Origin of the sequence: Methanobacterium formicicum DSM 3637 (genome assembly GCF_000302455.1) — an archaeon.
GTDB classification, from domain to species: Archaea; Methanobacteriota; Methanobacteria; order Methanobacteriales; family Methanobacteriaceae; genus Methanobacterium; species Methanobacterium formicicum_A.
In genome coordinates this window covers 75,490-97,500 of the sequence record NZ_AMPO01000007.1, presented here as the reverse complement: position 1 = coordinate 97,500, position 22,011 = coordinate 75,490, and the positions used below count along the sequence as shown (strand labels likewise).

29 protein-coding genes (1 of these 29 only partly in view) are annotated in these 22,011 nt (G+C 39.8%); 18 read left to right on the top strand and 11 right to left on the bottom strand.

The genetic code is table 11. The features are described 5' to 3' along the window. From A994_RS08620 to argH, 9 genes are all read left to right on the top strand, one after another. A protein-coding gene (locus tag A994_RS08620; RefSeq protein ID WP_004031080.1) for a translation initiation factor IF-2 subunit gamma crosses the window boundary here: on the top strand, window positions 1-263 show its 3' end. 964 nt of this gene lie to the left of the window's left edge; only the last 263 of its 1,227 coding nucleotides appear in the window; its start codon lies beyond the left edge, outside the window; the stop codon is at window positions 261-263. A gap of 27 nt (window positions 264-290) precedes the next feature. Next, on the top strand, window positions 291-650 hold the full coding sequence (locus A994_RS08615; RefSeq protein ID WP_004031075.1) for a type II toxin-antitoxin system VapC family toxin: 360 nt from the start codon (window positions 291-293) through the stop codon (window positions 648-650). Window positions 651-890: 240 nt separating this feature from the next. Further along, complete coding sequence (locus A994_RS08610; protein WP_004031074.1) at window positions 891-1,412, top strand: inorganic diphosphatase; 522 nt, start codon at window positions 891-893, stop codon at window positions 1,410-1,412. Between the two features lie 166 nt (window positions 1,413-1,578). Next, window positions 1,579-2,154: a DNA-directed RNA polymerase gene (locus A994_RS08605; RefSeq protein WP_192812712.1), complete on the top strand. Its 576-nt coding sequence runs from the start codon at window positions 1,579-1,581 to the stop codon at window positions 2,152-2,154. Further along, window positions 2,155-2,337 (top strand): transcription elongation factor subunit Spt4, encoded by a 183-nt coding sequence (gene spt4, locus A994_RS08600; protein WP_004031072.1) that lies wholly within the window; start codon window positions 2,155-2,157, stop codon window positions 2,335-2,337. Beyond that, window positions 2,337-2,843 carry a GTP-dependent dephospho-CoA kinase family protein gene (locus tag A994_RS08595; protein ID WP_004031071.1) on the top strand — a complete coding sequence of 169 codons (507 nt, stop codon included), beginning with the start codon at window positions 2,337-2,339 and terminating at the stop codon, window positions 2,841-2,843. Before spt4 ends, A994_RS08595 begins: the two co-directional genes overlap by 1 nt. Before the next feature lie 2 nt (window positions 2,844-2,845). Further along, a complete protein-coding gene (locus A994_RS08590; RefSeq protein ID WP_004031070.1) occupies window positions 2,846-3,154 on the top strand; it encodes a 30S ribosomal protein S24e in 309 nt (102 codons plus the stop codon). A gap of 74 nt (window positions 3,155-3,228) precedes the next feature. Continuing rightward, a complete protein-coding gene (locus tag A994_RS08585) occupies window positions 3,229-3,393 on the top strand; it encodes a 30S ribosomal protein S27ae (RefSeq protein WP_004031069.1) in 165 nt (54 codons plus the stop codon). Window positions 3,394-3,452: 59 nt separating this feature from the next. After that, the gene (gene argH / locus A994_RS08580) at window positions 3,453-4,862 is read left to right on the top strand and encodes an argininosuccinate lyase (RefSeq protein WP_004031068.1); all 1,410 of its coding nucleotides are present in this window, start codon (window positions 3,453-3,455) and stop codon (window positions 4,860-4,862) included. A 216-nt stretch (window positions 4,863-5,078) separates the two neighbouring features. Here the strand turns inward: argH and A994_RS08575 are convergent, their stop codons facing one another. Next, complete coding sequence (locus A994_RS08575) at window positions 5,079-5,273, bottom strand: ZPR1-type zinc finger protein (protein ID WP_004031067.1); 195 nt, start codon at window positions 5,271-5,273, stop codon at window positions 5,079-5,081. Window positions 5,274-5,277: 4 nt separating this feature from the next. Beyond that, window positions 5,278-5,505 (bottom strand): hypothetical protein, encoded by a 228-nt coding sequence (locus A994_RS08570; protein ID WP_004031066.1) that lies wholly within the window; start codon window positions 5,503-5,505, stop codon window positions 5,278-5,280. A gap of 72 nt (window positions 5,506-5,577) precedes the next feature. On the opposite strand from A994_RS08570, the gene A994_RS13295 reads away from it, so the two are divergent. After that, the gene (locus tag A994_RS13295) at window positions 5,578-5,718 is read left to right on the top strand and encodes a DUF3096 domain-containing protein (protein ID WP_008512920.1); all 141 of its coding nucleotides are present in this window, start codon (window positions 5,578-5,580) and stop codon (window positions 5,716-5,718) included. Window positions 5,719-5,733: 15 nt separating this feature from the next. Here the strand turns inward: A994_RS13295 and A994_RS08565 are convergent, their stop codons facing one another. Both A994_RS08565 and A994_RS08560 read right to left on the bottom strand, forming a co-directional pair. After that, on the bottom strand, window positions 5,734-6,834 hold the full coding sequence (locus A994_RS08565; RefSeq protein ID WP_004031065.1) for an ATPase: 1,101 nt from the start codon (window positions 6,832-6,834) through the stop codon (window positions 5,734-5,736). Between the two features lie 197 nt (window positions 6,835-7,031). Beyond that, a complete protein-coding gene (locus A994_RS08560) occupies window positions 7,032-7,502 on the bottom strand; it encodes a YbhB/YbcL family Raf kinase inhibitor-like protein (RefSeq protein WP_004031064.1) in 471 nt (156 codons plus the stop codon). Window positions 7,503-7,808: 306 nt separating this feature from the next. Here A994_RS08560 and hfoA1 point away from each other — a divergent pair, with 306 nt between their 5' ends. From hfoA1 to A994_RS08540, 4 genes are all read left to right on the top strand, one after another. Next, window positions 7,809-8,015, top strand: a complete 207-nt coding sequence (gene hfoA1, locus A994_RS08555; RefSeq protein ID WP_004031063.1) for a histone HfoA1 — start codon at window positions 7,809-7,811, stop codon at window positions 8,013-8,015. 391 nt (window positions 8,016-8,406) lie between these two features. Next, the gene (locus tag A994_RS08550) at window positions 8,407-9,534 is read left to right on the top strand and encodes an ABC transporter permease (protein ID WP_004031062.1); all 1,128 of its coding nucleotides are present in this window, start codon (window positions 8,407-8,409) and stop codon (window positions 9,532-9,534) included. Further along, entirely contained in the window at window positions 9,527-10,216 is a 690-nt protein-coding gene (locus A994_RS08545; RefSeq protein WP_004031061.1) for an ABC transporter ATP-binding protein, read from the top strand. Before A994_RS08550 ends, A994_RS08545 begins: the two co-directional genes overlap by 8 nt. A gap of 372 nt (window positions 10,217-10,588) precedes the next feature. After that, a complete protein-coding gene (locus A994_RS08540; protein WP_004031060.1) occupies window positions 10,589-12,364 on the top strand; it encodes a ribosome biogenesis/translation initiation ATPase RLI in 1,776 nt (591 codons plus the stop codon). A 274-nt stretch (window positions 12,365-12,638) separates the two neighbouring features. Here A994_RS08540 and A994_RS08535 read toward each other — a convergent pair whose 3' ends face one another. From A994_RS08535 to A994_RS08520, 4 genes are all read right to left on the bottom strand, one after another. Beyond that, complete coding sequence (locus A994_RS08535) at window positions 12,639-13,040, bottom strand: hypothetical protein (protein ID WP_004031059.1); 402 nt, start codon at window positions 13,038-13,040, stop codon at window positions 12,639-12,641. Window positions 13,041-13,218: 178 nt separating this feature from the next. Then, entirely contained in the window at window positions 13,219-14,385 is a 1,167-nt protein-coding gene (locus tag A994_RS08530; protein ID WP_004031058.1) for a pyridoxal phosphate-dependent aminotransferase, read from the bottom strand. A gap of 292 nt (window positions 14,386-14,677) precedes the next feature. Continuing rightward, on the bottom strand, window positions 14,678-15,376 hold the full coding sequence (gene radB / locus A994_RS08525) for a DNA repair and recombination protein RadB (protein WP_004031057.1): 699 nt from the start codon (window positions 15,374-15,376) through the stop codon (window positions 14,678-14,680). Between the two features lie 351 nt (window positions 15,377-15,727). Then, window positions 15,728-16,345 carry an L-threonylcarbamoyladenylate synthase gene (locus A994_RS08520; RefSeq protein WP_004031056.1) on the bottom strand — a complete coding sequence of 206 codons (618 nt, stop codon included), beginning with the start codon at window positions 16,343-16,345 and terminating at the stop codon, window positions 15,728-15,730. 55 nt (window positions 16,346-16,400) lie between these two features. Between A994_RS08520 and pgsA the strand changes: the two genes are divergently transcribed. The 4 genes from pgsA to A994_RS08500 all read left to right on the top strand — a co-directional run bounded on the left by pgsA (window position 16,401) and on the right by A994_RS08500 (window position 18,883). Next, window positions 16,401-16,976: an archaetidylinositol phosphate synthase gene (gene pgsA / locus A994_RS08515; RefSeq protein WP_048204175.1), complete on the top strand. Its 576-nt coding sequence runs from the start codon at window positions 16,401-16,403 to the stop codon at window positions 16,974-16,976. Window positions 16,977-17,050: 74 nt separating this feature from the next. Next, a complete protein-coding gene (locus tag A994_RS08510) occupies window positions 17,051-17,293 on the top strand; it encodes a DUF357 domain-containing protein (protein ID WP_004031054.1) in 243 nt (80 codons plus the stop codon). A gap of 49 nt (window positions 17,294-17,342) precedes the next feature. Then, entirely contained in the window at window positions 17,343-17,999 is a 657-nt protein-coding gene (locus A994_RS08505; protein WP_004031053.1) for a TIGR00153 family protein, read from the top strand. Between the two features lie 227 nt (window positions 18,000-18,226). Next, window positions 18,227-18,883 (top strand): DUF434 domain-containing protein, encoded by a 657-nt coding sequence (locus tag A994_RS08500; protein ID WP_004031052.1) that lies wholly within the window; start codon window positions 18,227-18,229, stop codon window positions 18,881-18,883. A gap of 128 nt (window positions 18,884-19,011) precedes the next feature. Here A994_RS08500 and A994_RS08495 read toward each other — a convergent pair whose 3' ends face one another. From A994_RS08495 to A994_RS08485, 3 genes are all read right to left on the bottom strand, one after another. Continuing rightward, on the bottom strand, window positions 19,012-19,371 hold the full coding sequence (locus A994_RS08495; protein ID WP_004031051.1) for a response regulator: 360 nt from the start codon (window positions 19,369-19,371) through the stop codon (window positions 19,012-19,014). Window positions 19,372-19,601: 230 nt separating this feature from the next. Continuing rightward, window positions 19,602-20,696, bottom strand: a complete 1,095-nt coding sequence (gene fbp / locus A994_RS08490; protein WP_004031050.1) for a fructose-1,6-bisphosphate aldolase/phosphatase — start codon at window positions 20,694-20,696, stop codon at window positions 19,602-19,604. Window positions 20,697-20,948: 252 nt separating this feature from the next. Continuing rightward, on the bottom strand, window positions 20,949-21,965 hold the full coding sequence (locus A994_RS08485; RefSeq protein WP_004031049.1) for an isocitrate/isopropylmalate dehydrogenase family protein: 1,017 nt from the start codon (window positions 21,963-21,965) through the stop codon (window positions 20,949-20,951). Between the last annotated feature and the right edge of the window lie 46 nt (window positions 21,966-22,011).

Here is a 22,011-nt window from a genome sequence, read left to right as displayed (position 1 = left end):
ACCAGTTCACCATGAAAACCCATCTACTGGACAGGGTAGTGGGTACCAAGGAAGAGAAGAAGGTAGACCCCATCCGATCATCGGAACCATTGATGATTAACATTGGAACCACCACCACCATTGGCGTGGTAACCAGTGCCCGTAAAAATGAGGTGGAAGTAAAACTCAAACTACCAGTCTGCGCTGAATCCGGCCAGAGAGTAGCTCTCTCCCGAAGAGTAGGTGCACGGTGGAGGTTGATTGGTTATGGAATCATACGTTAAAGAGGCTGTCCTAGACGCAAATTTTTTATGATGGCGGTCCAGTTCCCACTGGATTTAACAGAAGAACTGGAACGCACCCTACCATCTTACCAGCTACTCATCCCTTCACCAGTGATGTTTGAACTGGAAAAAATAAAAAAACGAAGCAAAGGCAAACACAAAATAGCAGCCTCAATTGCTCTTAAAATAGCAAAGTCCCCCCCATTTAAACTTAAAGAAGTGGAACTTTTAAAGGGAGAAATGGTGGACGATGCTTTACTTCGTATATCCCGTGTGTTGTGCACCAATGATCGAGAACTGAGAAACAGGGCAAGGGAAAGGGGGATCAGTGTGGTTTATTTGCGCCAAAGACGATACCTGGCCGTGGATGGGCATCTTGATATTTAAAAAAACCACATTGAAATTTATAAACCCATCTAAATTAAAAATTCATCTTTAAGATTAGATTAATGCTTTAAGATTGAATTAAACTTTAAAATAAGATTTAAGTTCAAAATTAATTAAAAATTGGATTAAAATTATATTAAAATTTATTTAATCATCATTCAAAAAAAAATGTAAATGAATATCTAAATTAAATTCTACCCGCATTATCAGTGCAGGTTGATTTTTTGGAGGAAATTTAACATGAATCTCTGGAAGGATATAAAAAGTGGGCCATCAATTCCTGAAGTGGTATATGCAGTTATTGAAATACCAAAGGGATCACGGAACAAATATGAATATGATAAAGACATGGAAGCATTCGCCTTAGACAGGGTACTTTACTCCCCATTCCATTACCCTGCAGAGTATGGAATCATACCCCAGACCCTTTACGATGACGGGGACCCCATGGATATTATGGTGATCATGGACCAGGCCACATTCCCAGGATGCGTAATTGAATCAAGGCCCATTGGAATGATGCGTATGATCGATGGTGAGGACAAGGATGACAAAATCCTGGCAGTTCCAGTGAACGACCCCCGTTACAAAGACGTTAACGACATAGGTGACGTGCCCCAGTCCTTCCTGAATGAAGTTGCTCACTTCTTCGCAGAATACAAAACACTGGAAGGGAAAGAAACCGAAATCTTAGGATGGGAAAACGCCCAGAAAGCTAAAGAAGCTGTGGAACACTCCATGAAATTGTACCAGGAAATTTAGTTAAATGCATAATTCATTAACTAAAATTCATTAAATCCGCCCATCTTGAGTCTTGCCCTTTAAATAGTAGGAAAAAGTCTTAAGAAACCTTATTAAGGGTTTGATTAATTTGCAGTTACTTAAAATAAATAGAAAAATTATAAACTGAGGGATTTGTTTGTATTTAATATCCAAAATAGAGGACACAGTGAGAATCCCACCCAGTCGCTTTGAAGAACCACTCAATGAAGTGGCCATCGAGATTATAAACGAAAGTTACGTGGGCAAGATCGACAAGAAAATGGGATTAATGGTCACTGTCAAAGATATAGAAGAAATTGGTGTGGGCAAAGTCATAATGGGTGACGGAGCTGCCTACCATGAGGTAGTATTTAATGCACTGTTCTTCAAACCTGAATTACACGAAATCGTGGAAGGAGAAGTTATTGAAGTAACTGAATTTGGTGCTTTTATACGCATTGGCCCAATGGACGGTCTGGTGCACGTATCTCAAGTTACAGATGACTACATAAACTACGATGGGAAAAGAGGGGCTTTAATAGGTAAAGAATCGAAAAAAAGCCTTGAAGAAGGTAATAAGGTACGTGCTAGAATCGTGGCCCTCAGTCTGAAGGGTAAATCCTCCAAGGAAACCAAGATCGGCCTCACCATGAGACAACCCAACCTGGGACGAGTGGAATGGATCGAAGCTGAAAAAGAAAAAAGGACTAAGAAAGGTAAATCTAAAAAGGAGAAGAAATAAATGGTTACCAAAGCATGTACCCGTTGTCATCGCCTCCTTGAAGAGGACCGATGTGCTATCTGTAATCTGGCCACATCCAAAAACTGGAGTGGATTTTTGATCATCGTGGATCCAGATGAGTCACCCATTGCCCAGGAACTACAGATCACCCTACCTGGAGAATACGCCCTGAGGGTTAGATAGTGTTAATACTTAACTCAAAACTACGATCTGAATTTAAAAAGCCCATAGGAGTGCTTTATAATTCCCTGAATGATGCAGAGGATTTTATAAACTCCCGATACCCTGATAACCTGTTGATTTCAGTGGGTGATATAACCACCCAGAATCTGCAAAAAGCAGGGTTGATTCCCCATCTTGGAATTATAGATAATGTGGTGGAAAGAAAACCCGCTGCCTATGACGTGGTCTATGACAACGTTACTTTAAATGTTAAAAACCCTCCTGGAGTTATAACCGACCAATTACAGGAAACCATCAAAGAGGCTTTCCAGCTATTGAAAACTGGTTTTCGGGTTTTGATACTGGTTGAGGGTGAAGAAGATTTAGCTGCTATTCCCTGCATCTTGATGGCACCATCAGGGTCCCTTGTCCTTTATGGGCAGCCAGGTGAGGGTCTGGTGGTTTGTGAAGTTGATAAAGTTATAGATAAAGTTAAACAATTAAAAAGTAAATTAGAGGAGAGATAATTATGGAAATAGACATAAAAGAACAGGTTGAAAATCCCCTTTTAAACCGAACAGAAATACACTTTGACTGCATTTACCAGGGAGAATCCACTCCAAAAGTACTGGACGTAAAAAACAGACTCGTTGCACAGTTAAATGTGGACAAAAATCTGTTAGTGGTAGATAAAGTGAAACCAAGCTTCGGTGAAGGTCGTGCAGACGGTTACGCTAAGCTCTACGACTCTGAAGAAAAACTGGCTCAAATCGAAAAACAGCACGTTCTAGAAAAGAACACCGAAGCTGCAAAAGAAGAAGAAGCTGAAGAAGAATAAAATCAACTTAACTGAATATATTTTTATATGAAGTAAGTTTCGTTTTTATATGAAGTAAGTCAGGAGGATGGATCATGAAGAAATTTGAACTATATGAAGTGAAAGATAATAAAATCATCCGCAAAAACCCTGAGTGCGTGCGTTGCTCCCATGGAGTTTTCATGGCAGATCACGGAGACCGTTACGCCTGTGGAAAATGCGGTTACACCCAGTGGAAAAATAAAGAAGGTAAAAAATAATAATTCTCCTAATTGGAAGAATTATTCTACCATAATTTACTAAGTACAGGTGTATTATTTTGAATCTTCGTTCGGGACGACTTAAGGGGCAGATGAGCCGTGAAGTGGCTGATTTCACATCTTCCCTTGAATTCGACCGCCGCATATTCCAGGCAGATATTCTCTGCAACCGGGCTCACACCACCATGCTCATGGAACAGGAAATTATACCCACTGACATAGGAGAGCAGATCCTCGGTGCACTGGACACACTGGAAAAAGAAGGGATTGAAGCTCTGGATCTGGACACTGCAGTGGAAGACATACACATGGCAGTGGAAAACTACGTCACCAAGGTGATGGGTCCGGATGCGGGTTTCATGCACACTGCCAAGTCGCGTAACGACCAGGTGGCAACTGATCTTAAAATTGCGTTAAAACAAGAGATTCAAAACATACAAAACGAATTACTCACTTTTATTGAAGTTATCTTAGAGATGGCTGAGGAAAACCTGGACACCCTGATGGTAGGTTACACCCATCTGCAGCATGCCCAGCCAACTACCTTTGCCCATCATCTTCTTTCTTATGCCCAGGCCCTGAAAAGGGATTACGGGAGACTCCATGATGCTTACCAGCGGATGGATCTGTGCCCCCTGGGTTCAGCAGCACTCACCACAACCAGTTTTCCCATTAACCGGGACCGAACTGCGGAACTTCTAGGCTTTCAGGGTCCTATGGAAAACTCCATAGATGGGGTGAGCAGCCGGGACTTTATAGCTGAAACTGTTTTTGCACTGACCATGCTGGGGACCACTTTATCCAAGATCTGTGAGGAGCTCATTATCTGGAGCACCTACGAGTTTCGGATGGTGGAGCTTACGGATGAATTCTCATCAACATCATCCATAATGCCCCAGAAAAAAAATCCAGATGTGGCCGAGATAGTTCGTGGAAAAACAGCTGTCCTTAATGGTGAACTGGTTACCGTTCTTACCATAATCAAATCCCTGCCACAGAGTTATAACCGGGACCTGCAGGAAGTCACACCACACCTGTGGAAGGCAACCGACACCCTAAACTCAGCCCTGAGAATCACCATGGGCATGCTCGCATCAGCAGAGTTTAAAGGCGACAGAGGTGAGGAACTGGCAAGAGCCAATTTCTCAGCAGCCACTGAACTGGCAGACCTCATGGTAAGGGACGCAGGATTACCATTTAGAACCGCCCACCAGATAGTGGGAAGGGCAGTGACTGTTGCCCTGAATAAAGGTATGAAGGCCGAGGAAATTGACACCCATTTCCTGGATGAGATCTCCAAGGAATTGACCGGTGAAACACTGGGAATAGATAATTCAGTTGTAACAAAAGCATTAGATCCACAGGAGATCGTTCACAGCAGAAAAGTAATTGGTGGCCCTGCACCATCCATGGTACAGGAAGTCATTGGTAACTTGAGGGACTTTGTTCGTGAGAATAACACTTCATAAATGTTACGAGAATAAACAACTCCTTGCAAGAAATTACTCAACTCCCAACAACCTTTTTTTTGAGAATAACTCAACCTTCTGATGTTTTGCTAGATTAACTCCCACTAATAAATAAGAAGATAACTCCCAATTAATGATTCTCCACAAAAAAGTATTTGCCCATAAGAATTTATTAAATTTAAATTTTTAATTAATTAGTTTTTTATTAATTAGAATTTATCGTCCTCTTAAAAGTTTTTTCTGAAGTTTATCCATCTTTTTTGCTTCTTTAACCTTTTTTTCAAGATTTCCATCTTCAATAACTATAGTACTTTGATATCCACATTTTTCACACTTCCACAGGGAAGTTTCAGGGATGTGTAGTTTATACTTTCGGGACCCGCACTGGGGGCAGACATTTGCTTTGACCAATTGATCATTCCTCCAAACTGGACTCTGTTTTATCCTTCTTGAGATTTACCTTTTCATTATCAATCTTTTCTAAAAATTTCTTCTGGATCTCTTCTGCCAGTTTTTCATCTTCTATAACCACTGCTCCCTGATACCCACAATCCCAGCATTTCCAAATAGACCACATCTGAGGATTAAGCCATTTTATATTGGGTGATCCGCAATTTGGGCAGAATTTTGCCGATATTTTCATGATTAACCTCCTTTTATTATAATTTAACTCTTTTCACAATATTTATATACATTCTCCTACAAAAAATAAGGTATGAAAGAAGACACTACTCGTGAAATAATCGCCATAATTGCAATTATATTAGGGGTTTTGATGCTTATTTACCCCCAGCTGGTGGGATACCTGGCAGGATTGTTCCTGATCATATACGGTATACTGGAACTCATTAAATAAAGTTAAATAAAATGATTAGCCCTTTATCTGATTCAGGGCTTCTCCAGGCTCCAGTATTCCAGCCCTAGTTTCCCTTAGAACTCTCTGGATGGAAAAACGATGCATATGTGGATGTTTTTTGTGAACTTCCATTATTAAGGGACATCCATAGCCTCCTCGTTTTTTAACACCCCATCTACCAGCTATTTTTTTAACATCCCCTTTTTTGAATGATAAAAGTGCTGGAAGGTTGATTCTTAAAAAGTTTCCCTTACCCAGATTGTTCTCTCTTCCAGAACCATCATTATTATCCCCAGAACGGTTTATTTCCATCTGAAGGGACTGTGCCCCTGTGGAGAGAAGATCTCCATAGATTAAAAAAGGAACATGGTTATTCCTGGTAAAATCAGAAATAGCTTCTTCTATTACTTTTGAACACCTTCCACAGGGATGGAACTGTCCTTGGAGTGATCCTGTAACAACCTCACTCATATCCACCTCCAGATACTGGTGCTCAACTCCCAGCTTCTGGGTAAGATTCTCAACACTTTCACGGAAGTAACGGGGAAGTATTATATCACCGGGATTTACAGTAACTGCCAGGGGATTAAATCCTAACATTTGGGCAATGATAAGGGATGAACTGCTATCAACACCCCCTGATAATGCCACCACTGTTCTAAATCCAGTTTGAGTACGTTCTTCCTGAAAATTTTCCTGATTATTGAAAAGTGGATAATTCGTTAAAAGTGATTCAACATCGTATGGATTTTCAATACGTGCCCTTAAAAGATTAATCAAGTTCAAAAGGGGTTTATTGTAAGGATGAGGATATTTTGCCGTGATTTCTTCCAGCCGGGCCAGTGCAAGTCCCATCCTGTATTGGGGCACTATGAAGTCCGAATAAGCCTCCACGTGGATGGAATTAACTCCTAATTCTTCACGGAGTCTTCCCACTACCCATCCCCCTTTACCAATTACCACTGACTTTTCAGGACGATCCGGGGTTATTATTAGAAGTGTTCCAGACTCTTCATTAAAAATGATGTTGGATATATCCACTTCAACATCTTTGTGACCTATATCTTTTCTAATTTTAGAAATTAAAGATATCAAATCCTTTTTTTCCAAATTCAATGTGATTTCTCCAATACGGATTTATTGATATTCCTTATAGTTTAAATAGCCAAAACTTGCTACAAATCACTCATCTAACGAGCGCAAATACCCCAAAACCTATTCACACCCACTACTATCTACGAATGCAAATACCCAAAACCTATTTACCCACTACTATCTACGAATGCAAATACCCAAAACCTATTTACCCACTACTATTTACGGGTGTAAGTACCCATAACCTGCCCTTCATCAAGTACGTGCCCTTTCATAGCGTTTAACAGTTCGTCCTTGGTGATTCCGGAAGGTAGATCCAGTTTCTTATCCAGTACATAGATTTTAAAGTAGTAACGGTGTGTTCCGCTGGGTGGGCAGGGACCACGGTAGCCGATGGTCCCCCAACTATTAACACCCTGAAGTGTCCCGTTTTCCTGTTCTTCCCTTGGCATTACCATTTCAGGGAGGGTACGGGTTTCAGGAGGTATATTGAAAATAACCCAGTGCACCCAGGTACCTCCAGGTGCATCAGGATCATCACAAATAATAGCAATACTCCCATCTGTAGGTACTGATAAATCTGGCTGATCCCAGTTAATAGGAGGGGAGATATCTACATCTTCACAACTGTATCTGGGAGGGATTGGTTCCCCATCATTAAATGCAGGGTTTATAATGTTTACTTTCATTTTAATCATCCATATTCCTGTTTATAACATTTTAAAGGTTATTTCTTCCTATATTTATCCATACTCTATTTACTACTATGAACAGCAAAGTACTTATAAATGAAGTGGTTGCACAACACTCAGTTGGATGCTAATTTTTAGTATAGGGAACTCATGACTATACACAATGGTAACTGAATGTTGAACTTACCCATAGTTAATTATAGTTTTCAAGTTGAACACCTTTGGTGGTAAGGGTTTTTCCTAAGCACAAGATCGACAAATTTAAATATTATGGAGACTCTAAAGATGATTGAGGTGATTAACATGGCTGAATTGCCAATTGCTCCAGTAGGAAGGATCATTAAAAATGCTGGTGCCCCAAGAGTAAGTGATGATGCAAGAGACGCATTAGCCAAAGTATTGGAAGAGATGGGTGAAGGGATTGCTGTAGAAGCTGTTAAATTAGCTAAACACGCAGGACGAAAAACCGTTAAAGCATCAGATATAGAGATGGCTGTTAAAGCAGCCTAATCTATTTCTTTTTTCTTTTGTATTCTTTTCAAGTTCTAATCAACGTTTTAAGTAAGTTTTTTTTATTGAATATATCCACTCTATTAATTTTTATCTGAAATTATTCTCCACCTTATTTTACCAATATTTTGGTAGTAATAAACAAAGTTTATCTAATATTATTTTTAATTGATTTACAACAAATACTAATGTTAACTTTCATTTTAATTTAAAAAACCAATATTTTTTAGATTCAAGGATTAAAAGAATCCCAATAGATTATAAAATACCCAACCATGTGACTATTTAATCATGTTACTGTTTTGATGAAAAAAATATAAAAATATAAATGGGCATTTGTTAGATAAATTAGTGATTACTAAATAAATATAGCAATGATAGGGGGATTTAATTGTCTTATTTCTCATTGATAGTAAAAAACCCATTTAGGAATAGAACCAGGGCAGCCCTTGCAATTTTAGGGATTTCAATTGGAATAGCAACCATAGTGGCTTTGGGTATGATCACCGATGGTCTTACAGCTTCCAGTCAAAGTACCCAAAATTCAGGGGCCGCTGAAATTATGGTAACTGCAGAAGGTTCAAATGCCCTTTCTGCAACTGGTGGAACACTTAGTGAAAGTTATGTTAATGATCTTCAAAGTATCAGTGGAGTTAACGCAACCGCAGGAGAAATCAGGGGTATCACACCTGCTGCAGGAACTGTAAGCGGTCTTCTGGTAAGTGGTATGAACAGTAACCAGACCAACCTGGAAGGGGTAAGCATCACCAACGGTTCCATGTACACTGAAGGATCAAATCAGGTCATACTGGGAAAAGAAATTGCACCAGTCCTTAACAAGAGTGTTGGAAGTACTATAAGCCTTTTCGGTAAAGAATTTACAGTTGTAGGTATTTACCAAAGTGGTAACATTGTCACCGATAGCATGGCATTCACCTCTATGTCCACACTACAGGGCTTAACCAATACCAATGGTAAAATTACCCTAGTTGATGTTAAAGTAAATGAAAACGCCAATGTTTCCACTGTAGCTACTGCCATAACCAATGCATATCCTAATCAGTTATCCACAACCACCCAATCACAAACCAATGAACTAATGAGTAAAACTACTGGAAGTATTAAAACCGCTTCAGCAGCCATATCAGTTTTAGCAATCATTATTGGTGGAATAGGCATTATAAACGTGATGATAATGTCAGTATATGAAAGAACACGTGAAATTGGTGTCCTAAAAGCAGTGGGATGGAGTGGTAAGGATATCCTAATAATGATACTGGGAGAATCCATCATATTAACCCTGGTAGCTGCAGTAGTGGGGATCATACTTGGTGTGGTAGGTTCAGAAGGATTACTAGCTTTCTTCTCAACAAGCGGGTCTTTCCTCAAACCAGTATTTACCTGGAATATAGTTTTAAGAGCATTTGCCATAGCCCTAATTGTAGGCATACTGGGTGGGGTATATCCCGCCTACAGAGCGTCACGATTACCCCCAACGGAGGCGTTGCGCTATGAATAACAACGGGAACATAATCGAAATCCATGGACTGAAAAAAAGTTATGATAAAGGGAAAACCAAAGCTCTGGACGGTGTTAACCTTGAAATTCAGGAAGGAGAATTCGTATCCATAATGGGTCCCTCTGGTTCGGGTAAATCAACATTACTCAACATGATCGGAGCATTTGATACAGCAGATGAGGGCAGTATCAGTGTGGCAGGCATTGATCTTATGAAAACCAAGAATCTGGACCAGTTTAGATCCGAAAAAATAGGTTTTGTTTTCCAGTTACATAACCTGATACCCAACCTGAGTGTACTGGAGAATGTGGAAATACCCATGCTACGGAAGAAAATTTCCACCAAAGACATGGAAAGTAGGGCTATGGAACTATTAGAACTAATGAATTTCAGTGACCTGTCAGAGAAAGTCAAACAAAAGCCCACCAAGCTATCTGGTGGAGAAAGACAGAGAGTGGCCATTGCCAGGGCACTGGTTAACCATCCCACGATAATACTAGCTGATGAACCCACTGGAGCCCTGGATTCCAGGACCACCCAGATGATCCTGGATCTGTTAAAGGATATCCACCAGAAAGAGAATGTAACCTTGGTGATGGTTACCCATGAGCAGGATGTTGGTGAGCAGGCAGATAGAATAGTCACAGTACTTGATGGGAAGATAAAAGAAGGTAAAGCATAGGAAGTAATTCCATTTAAAAATCTAAAACCAAATTTCTTCTTATGAACAAACTTCTATGAACCAATTTTCTACTTATATTCTCCCTTTTTTTACTAAAATTTCCATTTATTATCTACATTAGTTCCCAAGCTTTTATTTTATAGATTGATTTGTTTAGAGATTGAAAATACAATAAATTTTTTTAAATTTGAAACTAGAACTTTTAGGGATTGATATTTTAAAAAAAATATTTATCATAAAATCCATTAATTAAAATATGATGCAAAACTAATAGAATATAATAAATTCAATTTAATATATCAGAAATATTTTAAAAATACGTCTTAAACATTTTTAGATTTCCATTAAAAGCTATTTAAGGTTTTGATAATTTTGACTAGAATATCCATATTAGACCATGACCGCTGCCAGCCCAAAAAATGCAATTACATGTGCATTGAATACTGTCCTGGGGTGCGCATGGAAGAAGACACAATTACCATCGACCCGAAAACTAAAAAACCAATAATGTCAGAGGAACTATGTTCAGGGTGCGGGATATGCACCAACCGCTGCCCATTCCACGCAATAAGTATTATCAACCTCCCTGAGGCACTGGAAGACCCCATTCATCGTTACGGTCAGAACCAGTTTGAATTGTTTGGCCTGCCAACCATAAGGGAAGGTTCTGTGGTGGGACTTTTAGGACCCAATGGTATTGGTAAATCAACCATCATCCGCATTCTTTCCGGGGAATTAAAACCCAATTTAGGAAATTACGAGGATGAAATATCATGGGATGATATAATCAGCTACTTCAAAGGCAATCAGCTGCAAAAGTACTTCCAGAACATTTCTGAAGGTAATCTAAAGGCAGTGCACAAGCCACAGATGGTAGATCTTTTACCCAAATTCGTGAAGGGAAAGGTGGAGGGATTGCTAAACAGTGTGGACCAGCGAAACAAACTGGACTCGGTAACCCATGCCCTGGAACTGGACTCTATCATGGGCCGTGAAATAGCAAACCTGAGTGGAGGAGAGCTGCAAAGGGTGGCAATTGCCGCAGCAGTGCTCAGAGATGCTGACTTCTATTATTTCGATGAACCAACCAGCTGGCTGGATGTAAGGCAGCGTTTAAATGCAGTTCAGGTTATCCGTGAACTTGCTGATGAGGGAAAATCAATTCTGGTCATTGAACACGACCTGGCCGCCCTGGACGCAATATCAGACTACGTTCATATTTTATACGGGCAACCTGGTGGTTACGGTGTTGTTTCCCAGATGCGTGGTGTGAGGGTGGGCATAAATACCTACATTGGTGGATACTTGAGGGAGGAAAATGTTCGATTCCGGAAGCAGGCCATTGAATTCCAGGTACGGCCTCCATCTGCTGCAGTAGATGCTGAGGTTCTGGCCGAATACAGTGCCCTGGAGAAGTCCTACGATGGGTTCAAGTTAGGGGTGGATGAAGGTCAGGTGCAGCACGATGAGATCATAACTGCCTTCGGACCCAATGGTATTGGTAAAACCACCTTTGCCAAGATGCTGGCTGGGGTGGAAAAACCGGATACCGGTAAAATCCAGAAAAAGGTTAAAATCAGCTACAAACCCCAGTACCTGGTATCAGATTACAGTGGAACAGTGCAGGAGTTTTTGTATACCACTGCACCTAACTACGGTACCAACATCTTCAAAACCGAGATAATGAAGCCTTTCCTCCTGGAAGAACTTTTGGAGAAGAAGATGGATGAATTGAGTGGTGGTGAACTGCAGCGCTTATCTGTGGCCATATCCTTATCCCAGGATGCAGACATATACCTCTTTGACGAGCCCACTGCATTTCTGGATGTGGAACAAAGATTAAGGGCAGCCAGGGCAATCAGACGTGTCACCGAAAGCCGTAACGCTGCAGCCATAATTGTAGACCATGATATCGTGTTTATTGATTACATATCCAGTCGGGCCATGGTTTTCACTGGTGAACCTGGAGTGGAAGGTCACTCCACCAGTCCCATGGACTTACGTTCTGCCATGAACCGGTTCCTATCTGAGGTGGGAATCACCTTCCGCAGGGATAAAGAAACCAGACGCCCAAGGGTAAACAAAAAGGACAGTTACCTTGACCGGGAACAAAAAGAAAAAGGAGAATATTACTACCTTAAAAGTTAAATTCCATTACTACCTTTTTCACCCCCTAATTTTTTTTATTTTAACCGTGTTTATTTACCCTGAATTATATCACTATCCTTACCACTATTTATCCGGAAATAACTTTTTTATCAGATAAATGAACTTTTTATCAGAAAAAGTTCTTTAAATTCAATTAAACTTTAAAAAAATCCCTAATTTTAAAAAAATAATCATAGCAAAGTTTAAAAATATGGATAAAATTTAAAAATGATGAATAAATTTTTTAAAAAAAGGATGAAGTTTTAAAAAAGGTTTAATTTACTTTTTGACCGGTTCGCTCATCTATGTAGATGTTATTTATGAATTTATGATTCATGGTGTACACTGGCACCTGCCAGGCATGAACCCCTTTATAGGTGGTCATTACTGGTTTTCCCAGAATAACATCAGGCCCCACATATTTTTTAGCCAAATCCTTCGCCTCATCTGCAGATACACTGGAGGGGGGTGGATTGTTGTTTCCATTCTGGTTATTGTCCCGGGAAACTGTGGTGATTTTTGCAGTAGAATTATTGAGTGCAATACTGGAATTATTGGTGTTATTGATAATGTTAGTGGTGTTTTTGGCAGGAGCAGGTTGCATGGCAAATAATGAAGCTGCAGCAAGGGCACAAATAACCACAATCACAATAATAAAAAGGATACTTTTTTTCAACCTTTTGACACCCCAATCACATAAGTAAACTTAATTTCATATGTGTTTGCAATGATTTATGATTTTGACTTTATGATTTTAACCATTTAAAAATTTGTGAGGATATCATGAATTTAAATGAAAAATATGAATAAAAAAAGAGTTAAGGATTAAAAAAATGAATTCGGCTTAAAAAAATTCACACCTTTTTAGAACCCTTCAACGCGTCCATACCTTCAAGGAAGCACTTGGCAAAGTACTCCACCTGGTTTGTGGGTATGGAGAAGCTCACTCTCAGGTATCGGTGACCGAATTTCTTACTGGTGTAGGATCCTTCCCTGGCGAATATCTTACGTTCTATGAGGTAGTCTGCCATTTCTCGGGGTGTAACTCCAGTATCGACCATGTCAATGGCCATCATGTTTCCATCTGATGGGTAGACTGCGATGAAAGCTCCGTCAACCTGGTCCACTGCCTGTTTGATTATGTCCTGGTTCTGGCGGGTGGTTCCTTTAACCCGATCAATCCATTGTGGTTTGGATTCTATGGCTGCCATTGCTCCGTTCTGGGCTACCAGGTTGGTTCCAAGGTCATTAACAACAATGGTGCGTATGGAGTTGATTATCTCTGGTACTCCAATTACAGCACCGATTCTCATACCAGCCATTCCGTAGATCTTGGAGAAACTGTACACTGTCACGGTGTGCTCCGGGCAGACCTCTGCCATGAGCTGGTGATCATGTGCAAAATCACGGTAGGTGATATCATGTAAGAGGTATATGTCATGATCCTCGGCAATTTCCTTGAACTCCTTGCGTTCCTGTCGAGTGTAGGATGATCCCAGTGGATTCAGAGGATCAACCAGGGAGACCAGTTTGGTATTCTTGTCCAGGTTCTCCCGGACTAGCTCGGGAGTTAGTTTGTAACCGCACTCCTGGCTGTAGATTGGTACGGATTTAACATGATCCCCGAAACGACTGGCGAAGTTATCAATGATGAGATATCCAGGGTCACAGGTTATGGTGTTGTTTTCCGGTTCCAGGATGTCATTGGCACACATATAAAGTGATTCTGTTGCCCCAGCAGTTATCAGAATGTCATATTCACTGCCCAGTCCCAGGTCTTTCATTACCAGTTCCTTGAGACGTGGAAAACCTTCTGGTGGGGGGTACTTGCAGTAATCATTGCCCTGTATACTGGCTACCATGGCCTCGCTGATTCCGTCCTGGTCATGGAGATGATTGGTGTTTTGACCCATCCAGATCATATCTGGATCATTGTAAACATAGTTAAAAAACTCATTAGCTGATTTAAATCCTTTTGGCAGTACTTTTGCGGCTTTAGCGTACTTTTTGGGTGAAATCATATCTCTCACTACACAATCCATCTTCAATTTTTTTAAATTAAAATTAGATATTTAGAATTACCATAAAAATGACACCGTCAAAAACTTATGGGACCATAAAATAGGAAAACTTCTATGATTTAACAATTTTTAGGGAAGCTTCAGTTATGGTGAATATTCTAAATTCTATGTGAATATAAATGCATATTTTTCAATAATATCTGTTAAGATATATTATATTTCATCTATTAAGATATCATCAGTTATCGTTATATCATCATTTATCATCACTTAATTTAAAACTATCTATACCTTATCTGAGACCACTATCCACGATACGGAACCGGGTGCGCAGCCCTTCCGGTCGGCTACGATGCCTTTTCAGGATGGCATATCTTTCCCCACTAACATCTCCTCTCTCCAGTTCCACCATGATCTTGCTTCTGTACTTTAAAATAGTACCCCCCACTGGTTCCACCATCCCCTCACCCTCAAAACTGGCGTATACCTGGTTGGTTATAACCACTGCAATATCGTGCTTACGGGCCAGCCGGGTTAAAAGACCCATCTGTCTTCCTAGTTCCAGGTTGATCTGGGATGAATCACCATCACGAACCCGGTAAAGGGCCACTGCAGAATCCAATATAACCAGATCCACCTTATCCCCCGACTCCACCATCTTCTCTATCCTGCGTAGTGTTGAATCCTGTTCTGTGAAGGTTGAAGGCTCAAAAACAATTATGTTAGATGCAAGTTCATTGAAATCGGAACCAGCTAATTGTTTAACTCTTTCTATAGACAGACCACCCTCGGTATCCACAAAAATTCCACTTTTACCATTTTTAGCATTTTGCACCAGGAGGTTGAGGGTAATGTTGGTCTTTCCAGATCCTGGAGGACCGTAAAATTGTGTGATACATCCTTTTTCAACCCCACCCCCAATGAGGGAGTCAATAGGAGATGATGTGGGTATTTTACCCTTTTCTTTCATGTTGGATAGAATTTCTGACATTAAAACGCCTGTTACTTTATTTAAATTGAATCATTTCATATTATATTGGAAATACATTCCTTAATGAGAAATACCTTCCTGATTATTATTGGAGCTCGATCCATATAATTACATCCATTATACAGTAGAACCAGGTTTACAGATCAGTATTAAGAGTGCATAGTTATTTCAATTTAAAATTTATTTCACTGCTTTTTCCAATTAAAACTCGTATCACTAATTTCTCCAATTTAAAAACTATTCACAACATATTACACTATAAACCCATATACTAATTTCTCCAATTAAAATTATTCACAATTTAGTTCAATATAGACTCAAATCACTACTTTTGTAAAATAGTAATTCATTCTATTCCATGAACTGGAGTAGTTTTTCCATTCCAGCCCCTTCCCTCAGGATGCGTGGGGGGCTGACCGTCAGATCTACAACTGTTGAGGAAATTCCACCACTGCATGGCCCTGAATCAATTAGGATGTCTGGATGATCATCCAGATCTTTGCGTGCCTCCTGGGCAGATACCGGGGAAGGATGGCCAGATATGTTGGCACTGGTGGTGGTTATGGGGAATTCCCTTGAAATTTCCCTGCAAATAGAGTTATCAGGAATTCTAACTCCTATTTTATCTGTTCCACCCGTGATCAGCAATGGAACTATCTCCTTCTTGTTTAAGATGAGCGTGTAAGGTCCAGGCAAGATTTTCTTAATTATTCCATCTAACTGTGGATTCAGGTGGGCTACCTGTTGAATATCTTCTACTTTTGAAACACATAGAGAAATTGGTTTGTTCAAAGGCCTTCTCTTCATAAGGTAAACATTTTGAAGTGCATCTTCATGGAATAGGTTAGCCCCCAATCCATAGACAGTATCAGTGGGGTAAACCACAGTTCCTCCCCCACTCAAAGTATCACGGACCATTGCCATTTTCTCTTTTTCAGGGTTATCTGGATCAACTTTAATGACTTTCATCTTTTCTTACCTTAAACTCCAAAGTATATATTCTTATAAACCACATACTTGAAGTATGCTTAACCAAGTTCGGCCTCAATTTCAAAGATTCATAGACCCCATAGCCAGGAGAATTGGGTTACACCCCAATGTGCTCACAATCATGGGATTGCTGGTTAGTCTTTGTGCTGCCTATGCATTTTCCCAGCAAAACTTGCTTTTAGGTGGACTCCTCATCCTCCTAAGTGGCTTTTTTGACGTGATTGACGGGGCTGTGGCTCGGAACAATAACACCAAGAGCAAATTTGGCGGTTTCCTGGATTCCACCTCGGACCGCTTCGCAGATGCCTTCATAATCATTGGAATCATCTATGGCGGATTTGTGAACTGGTTCTGGGGTATTCTTGCACTACTCGCCTCATTGAGTGTGAGTTATGTTCGGGCTCGTGCAGAGGTGGAAGGAATTAAATGTGATGTGGGAATAGCAGAACGAGCAGAACGCCTGTTCATAATTCTAGGCGGTGCATTTATCGGATACTTCACCAACCCCCAGCTGGTCATGTCACTGGCCATTTTACTGGTAGTTATTTTGGGATATATAACTGTAATACAACGTATTTATCACTCCTGGAAGGAACTTAAAGATCTTTAAAAACTATTAAACTCCTAACTCCCGTATAACCCGATTTAACTAATTATAACCCTAATAAGTACATTAGTGATAATATGGATGCAATAGACAGAATCAAAAAAGATTTGGACCTTTTTGCAAAAAATATAAAAGAAATAGAATCTATAAAAATCAATGGTGAAGAGGAAAAAATTGTGGAAATGGCCAAAAATTACAGGGATGACACCAGATACTACCTGGAACAGAATGATCATCTCACCTCTTTCGGCTGCATAACCTATGCCCACGGACTTTTAGATGCAGTACGTCTTTTACACAACATTATAAAGGATGAATGATTCTTAGGATGAATAATTTCCTGATCACCAAAAAAATGAAGGTGCTAAAATGAGGAAGTTCTTCGGTAAGGAGTCCATGGTAGAGGGACATTCCCGTCAGCATGTAGAACTAGTCTACCAGTGCGTTCAGAAACTCAGAGAAATAATGCCCCCATTTTACAGGGGTGAATTTGATATCCTGGATGCTAAAGTGATTGAAATGTCAATCCTGGAAACCAAGGCCGATGAAGTTCGCAGGATCATGGAGATTGAATTTTTTAAAGGAGCTTTTCTCCCCTTTGATCGGGAAGACAGAATAATCCTGGCAGAACTGGTGGATAACGTGGCGGATATGACACAGGAAGCCGCTTACGGAATAAGTCTCAGTAGAATTACATTCCCACCCAATTATAAAGATGATTTTGATGAACTGGTGGAAGAGGTTATTGATTCCATTGCTGTTTTAAAAGATTGTATTGAACTCCTGGACGTGGATCTGGGGGAAGCCCTCAAGAAAGCCCATGAAGTTGAAGAAAGGGAAATCAAAGTAGATGTAATTGAGAGGCGTATAATTAAAAAACTTTACCAATCTTATCGTGATGAGGAATTTGGCATTTTAAGATTAATAGAACTTAAAGCAATGGTTATACGCTTAGGGAATATTGTAGATCGGGCGGAAGATGCCTCAGACCGGGTGCCCATCATCGCTGCCAAGAGAAAAGGTTGATATGGGTATAATAACCATAATTAGTATTTTTAATAAATACCCTGATTAAATTAATAAATACCATATAATAGATCCACATTTTACTAATTATATTTGTTCTTAACTTGGTTCTAAATTTCTTTGAGTTGATTCTAAATTAAAAAACTATTCTTTATATTATGAAAACCAAAAAAAATGTATAAATAACATTAAAGGGGAAAATTAGCTGAATTAGCTGGGAAAATGTAATGAATTTCAATGATCCTATTTTAAAAGAAGCTAAAAAAGACTTCCAGTACCTGTTGGAACGTGGTTTTCCCAGAACTGGGGCTTTGGAATACGTGGGGAATCATTATCTTCTTGGACAGACTCAAAGAAACTACCTGAATCGCACTGTTTTCTCCCGGGAAAAAATTAAAACCCGTAAAGATAAATTAATCCTCCTGTCGAATGTAAAGGGTAAAGATGTTCTGGTGGATGGTTACAATGTTCTCATTACCACTGAAACCATGTTTCAGGGTGTAGATGATTTAATTGTAAACTGTGATGATGGGGTTACCCGGGATGTTAAAGCAGTTTTTGGGAAATACAAAAGAAATGAAACCACTGAAATAGCTCTGAAAACAATCATATCTTTACTGAAACTTTTTAAACCTAAAAGGGTGCTTTTTTTCTATGACAGCCCAGTGAGTTTGAGTGGGGAACTGGCCAGAACCACCAAAAAAATTTTAGACTCCTGTGAAGTTCCAGGTGACGCTCAAACCTCAAAAAATGTGGATTCGAAACTGGTTAGCCTATCCCACAAACTGGGGGCAGTGGTGGCCACCAGTGATGGTATAATCATGGATAAAGTGGATAGTGTGCTGGATATACCAGCTTACATTTCAAGAGCGTGTAAACGTTAACAAATAAGAGTAACGGTACTAAGGAATTAGTATAAGAATATAGGAATTAAACTAAGAATTAGAATAAAATATAGGAGATTAAAATAGGAATTAAAATAAGAATACCGGGAAACGGTTTAAAAATAATTTTATTTATTAAACACTCTCCAGATACAGTACTCTAAATGATCACGTTTTATGGGCTTACTTAAAACAACAGCATCATCTGGTAGTTGCAATGACTTATTTAAACAGTTTTTGATGAAGACCGTGAGAAAGATGATGGGGATTTTATAAAGATCTTCTATCTTATGGGCAGCCTCCACACCACTCATTTGACCTTTTAATTTTATGTTGATTATAATCAGATCTGGATTTAAATCTCCGGCATCTTGAATTGCTTCTTCTCCACTGGAAGCTATTTTAACTATATTATGCCCTAATTCTGTTAAAATAGATTTTAAATCCAAAATAGTTCTTTCATCATCTTCAACAATTAAAATTTTCATAACAATCAACAAAATTTAGGCTCTAACGTATGATGATCTGTCTAAATGTTACTGAGAGTATAACCTATTTAAAAAATAAGGTTTTGGATCTAAGAATAGGTTTTAGTCTGAGAAATATCGGTTCAGTCTAAAAAAAATAAGGTTTTTATTTTAAAAAATAAGGTTTTTTGGACTTCATACTAGATGAAGCTCCAAAATTTAATCTCTGACTTAATCTGGCGAGAGATTAATTAAATATCTTCAAATCTTCCACTGAGTTTTTCCATGACCCCGGGTAGGGTGGTGTATTCCATTTCATCAGCAGGTAACCTGTGTGGTTCGAATGGGCCGTGTCTTCTCATGTACTCGGCAACTTCTGAGGCCAGTGCTCGGGAACGATCAAAGGCAGGGTCATCGAACATGTCGGCGGGTCCCACTAATTTACCATCAGCGATCTGGAAACCTAAGGCTATTACCCTTGGAGGTCCATCGAATCGTACGGGATATGCGTTTTTCTGTCCTACAGGCATGAGTGGTCCATTGTGTGAGCCTCTCATCCATCCGCCCACCAGGTGTGGGAATGCGAATGGTTCCACAATTTCTCCTGCTGCTGGGAATCCGGACTGTGATCTTACTATGGCTACTGGGTCGTCTTTTCCAACGTATTGCCCGGCCATGAGATTTAACCGTTCGGTACTGATGGAAGCAGCGATTTCTTTGTCGTCCCTTCTGCGAACACGTTTTATGACGTATCTGCTAATGGTACCCAGGAGGGCCAGTAAATCGTACATTTCATCAGGACAGGACAGTTTAACTTTTTTATGTTCCATGACATCGTAAACTTCAAATTCAAATCCGTTGTGCATGGATGGGTCAATTACAAGACCTGCAGTGCTGAATGGGTCTGCGAACATTTTATAAATGGGCAGGTTAAATGCTCCGGGTTCAGTCTTGTCACAGCAGAAAACAACCACAGGGTCACTGGGCCTTTCTTTAAATTCCATCTCTGCAACTCCAGGACCCATACCTTTGATGTTTCCGGAGAATGTGTCAGATAAAAGGTCTTGACCTGCACCGTAAAGTTTCAGTTCACGAGCAATTGCAGTTCCTTCTAAAAAGGCATTCCATGCCATTTCATGGATTTCTTCGTTTTCTTCACCCTGTTTGTGGGTCATTATAAGTTCGGTGTCGTCACCACAATTGGTGACATAATAATCAATAAGAAGCTCTTCTTCCTTGGCTTTTGCTAAGATCTCTTCACATTTTTTTAATATTGCGGGGTGAGCTAATCCGTGTCCTGCTATACTACCAACGTCTGCTTTTATCACACTAATGGTGGTTTTCATATTTTATACACCTCTAAAAAAGTCATGAACGTCTAAAACAGCATTTAAATGCTGAAAAAGGGCGGTTCGAATCAATAATTATAAACCAGTTTTTAATAAAAACCAGTGTCAAAACAGTCCTAAGCCTGTTCTTATTAACCCTTTCTTATTGTGAAATTATGATTAGAGGGACATATAAAAGTTACTATGCCCTCTTTTCGCCGTCCTTCATGGACTTAAATATTCCTTCCGTAACTCATGATAGTTACTTTACTATTTTTCGAAAATTTCACGGACTGCTCTGGCCATCTCTTCGGTAGTGGATGTTCCTCCCAGGTCAGGTGTAAGATATTTTCCCTGTTCCAGAACATTTATCAAAGCTTCTTCCAACTTAAATGCCTCCTGATGCTCTCCCAGAAAATTAAGCATTAAACAAGCCGATAAAATCATGGCTGCAGGGTTAGCCACCCCTTTCCCCGCAATATCAGGGGCAGAACCATGAACTGGCTCAAACAATCCATTATTATCCCCAATATTAGCGGATGGAGCCATTCCCAGACCACCTACCAGTCCAGCACCCTCATCAGATAATATGTCACCGAAAAGGTTGGTGGTTACCAGTACCTGGAACCGATAGGGATCAGTGACCAGAAACATGGCTGCTGCATCCACGTAAAATTCATCAGTCTCAATATCACGGTAATCATCCATCTGGTTGTATTCACTGGCAACTTTCCAGAAAGAATCTCTGAATACACCATCAGTTTTCCTAAGTACATTGGCCTTATGAACTGCAGTTACACGTTTTTTACCTCTTTTAAGAGCTTCTGTAAATGCTACGTGTGATATGCGTTCTGATGCCTTCCGGGTGATGACTCTTAAAGCAGTTGCCCCCTCTTCGGTGTACTCCTCAATTTCAGAGTATAAACCTTCACTGTTTTCCCGAATTATTAAAATATCCAGATCATCGTAAACTGCTTTTACCCCAGGATATGATTTAACTGGTCTTAAATTGGCATATAAACCCAATTTTTTTCTGAGTGCCAGTATAGAACCCACAGTTTTCTGTTCCGGGACAGAGGTAACTGCTCCGAAAAGAGTTGCATCACTATTTTTCGCCATTTCTACTGTCTCATCCGGTAGATTGGTCCCGGTATCCTCAAAACAGGCATAACCGGCCCGGGCTTCCTGAAAATCAAATTCCAAATCAGAAGCTTTGAGAATATCCAGAGTAGCTCCCATAACCTCTGGACCTATACCATCTCCAGGTATTACTGTTATTGTGTACATCTTATCATCCATATTTTTAGTTAATTCCAAGTATTAGTTAATTTCG

Bases quoted from the DNA above. Each gene is read 5' to 3' on its own strand.
- A994_RS08495 (WP_004031051.1), bottom strand. From the start codon at position 19,371: ATGAAAATTTTAATTGTTGAAGATGATGAAAGAACTATTTTGGATTTA.
- A994_RS08570 (WP_004031066.1), bottom strand. From the start codon at position 5,505: ATGAAAATATCGGCAAAATTCTGCCCAAATTGCGGATCACCCAATATA.
- A994_RS13295 (WP_008512920.1), top strand. From the start codon at position 5,578: ATGAAAGAAGACACTACTCGTGAAATAATCGCCATAATTGCAATTATA.
- A994_RS08585 (WP_004031069.1), top strand. From the start codon at position 3,229: ATGAAGAAATTTGAACTATATGAAGTGAAAGATAATAAAATCATCCGC.
- A994_RS08500 (WP_004031052.1), top strand. From the start codon at position 18,227: ATGAATTTCAATGATCCTATTTTAAAAGAAGCTAAAAAAGACTTCCAG.
- A994_RS08485 (WP_004031049.1), bottom strand. From the start codon at position 21,965: ATGTACACAATAACAGTAATACCTGGAGATGGTATAGGTCCAGAGGTT.
- A994_RS08610 (WP_004031074.1), top strand. From the start codon at position 891: ATGAATCTCTGGAAGGATATAAAAAGTGGGCCATCAATTCCTGAAGTG.
- spt4 (WP_004031072.1), top strand. From the start codon at position 2,155: ATGGTTACCAAAGCATGTACCCGTTGTCATCGCCTCCTTGAAGAGGAC.
- A994_RS08530 (WP_004031058.1), bottom strand. From the start codon at position 14,385: ATGATTTCACCCAAAAAGTACGCTAAAGCCGCAAAAGTACTGCCAAAA.
- radB (WP_004031057.1), bottom strand. From the start codon at position 15,376: ATGTCAGAAATTCTATCCAACATGAAAGAAAAGGGTAAAATACCCACA.
- A994_RS08520 (WP_004031056.1), bottom strand. From the start codon at position 16,345: ATGAAAGTCATTAAAGTTGATCCAGATAACCCTGAAAAAGAGAAAATG.
- A994_RS08560 (WP_004031064.1), bottom strand. From the start codon at position 7,502: ATGAAAGTAAACATTATAAACCCTGCATTTAATGATGGGGAACCAATC.
- fbp (WP_004031050.1), bottom strand. From the start codon at position 20,696: ATGAAAACCACCATTAGTGTGATAAAAGCAGACGTTGGTAGTATAGCA.
- A994_RS08510 (WP_004031054.1), top strand. From the start codon at position 17,051: ATGGATGCAATAGACAGAATCAAAAAAGATTTGGACCTTTTTGCAAAA.
- A994_RS08615 (WP_004031075.1), top strand. From the start codon at position 291: ATGATGGCGGTCCAGTTCCCACTGGATTTAACAGAAGAACTGGAACGC.
- A994_RS08505 (WP_004031053.1), top strand. From the start codon at position 17,343: ATGAGGAAGTTCTTCGGTAAGGAGTCCATGGTAGAGGGACATTCCCGT.
- A994_RS08545 (WP_004031061.1), top strand. From the start codon at position 9,527: ATGAATAACAACGGGAACATAATCGAAATCCATGGACTGAAAAAAAGT.
- hfoA1 (WP_004031063.1), top strand. From the start codon at position 7,809: ATGGCTGAATTGCCAATTGCTCCAGTAGGAAGGATCATTAAAAATGCT.
- A994_RS08590 (WP_004031070.1), top strand. From the start codon at position 2,846: ATGGAAATAGACATAAAAGAACAGGTTGAAAATCCCCTTTTAAACCGA.
- pgsA (WP_048204175.1), top strand. From the start codon at position 16,401: ATGCTTAACCAAGTTCGGCCTCAATTTCAAAGATTCATAGACCCCATA.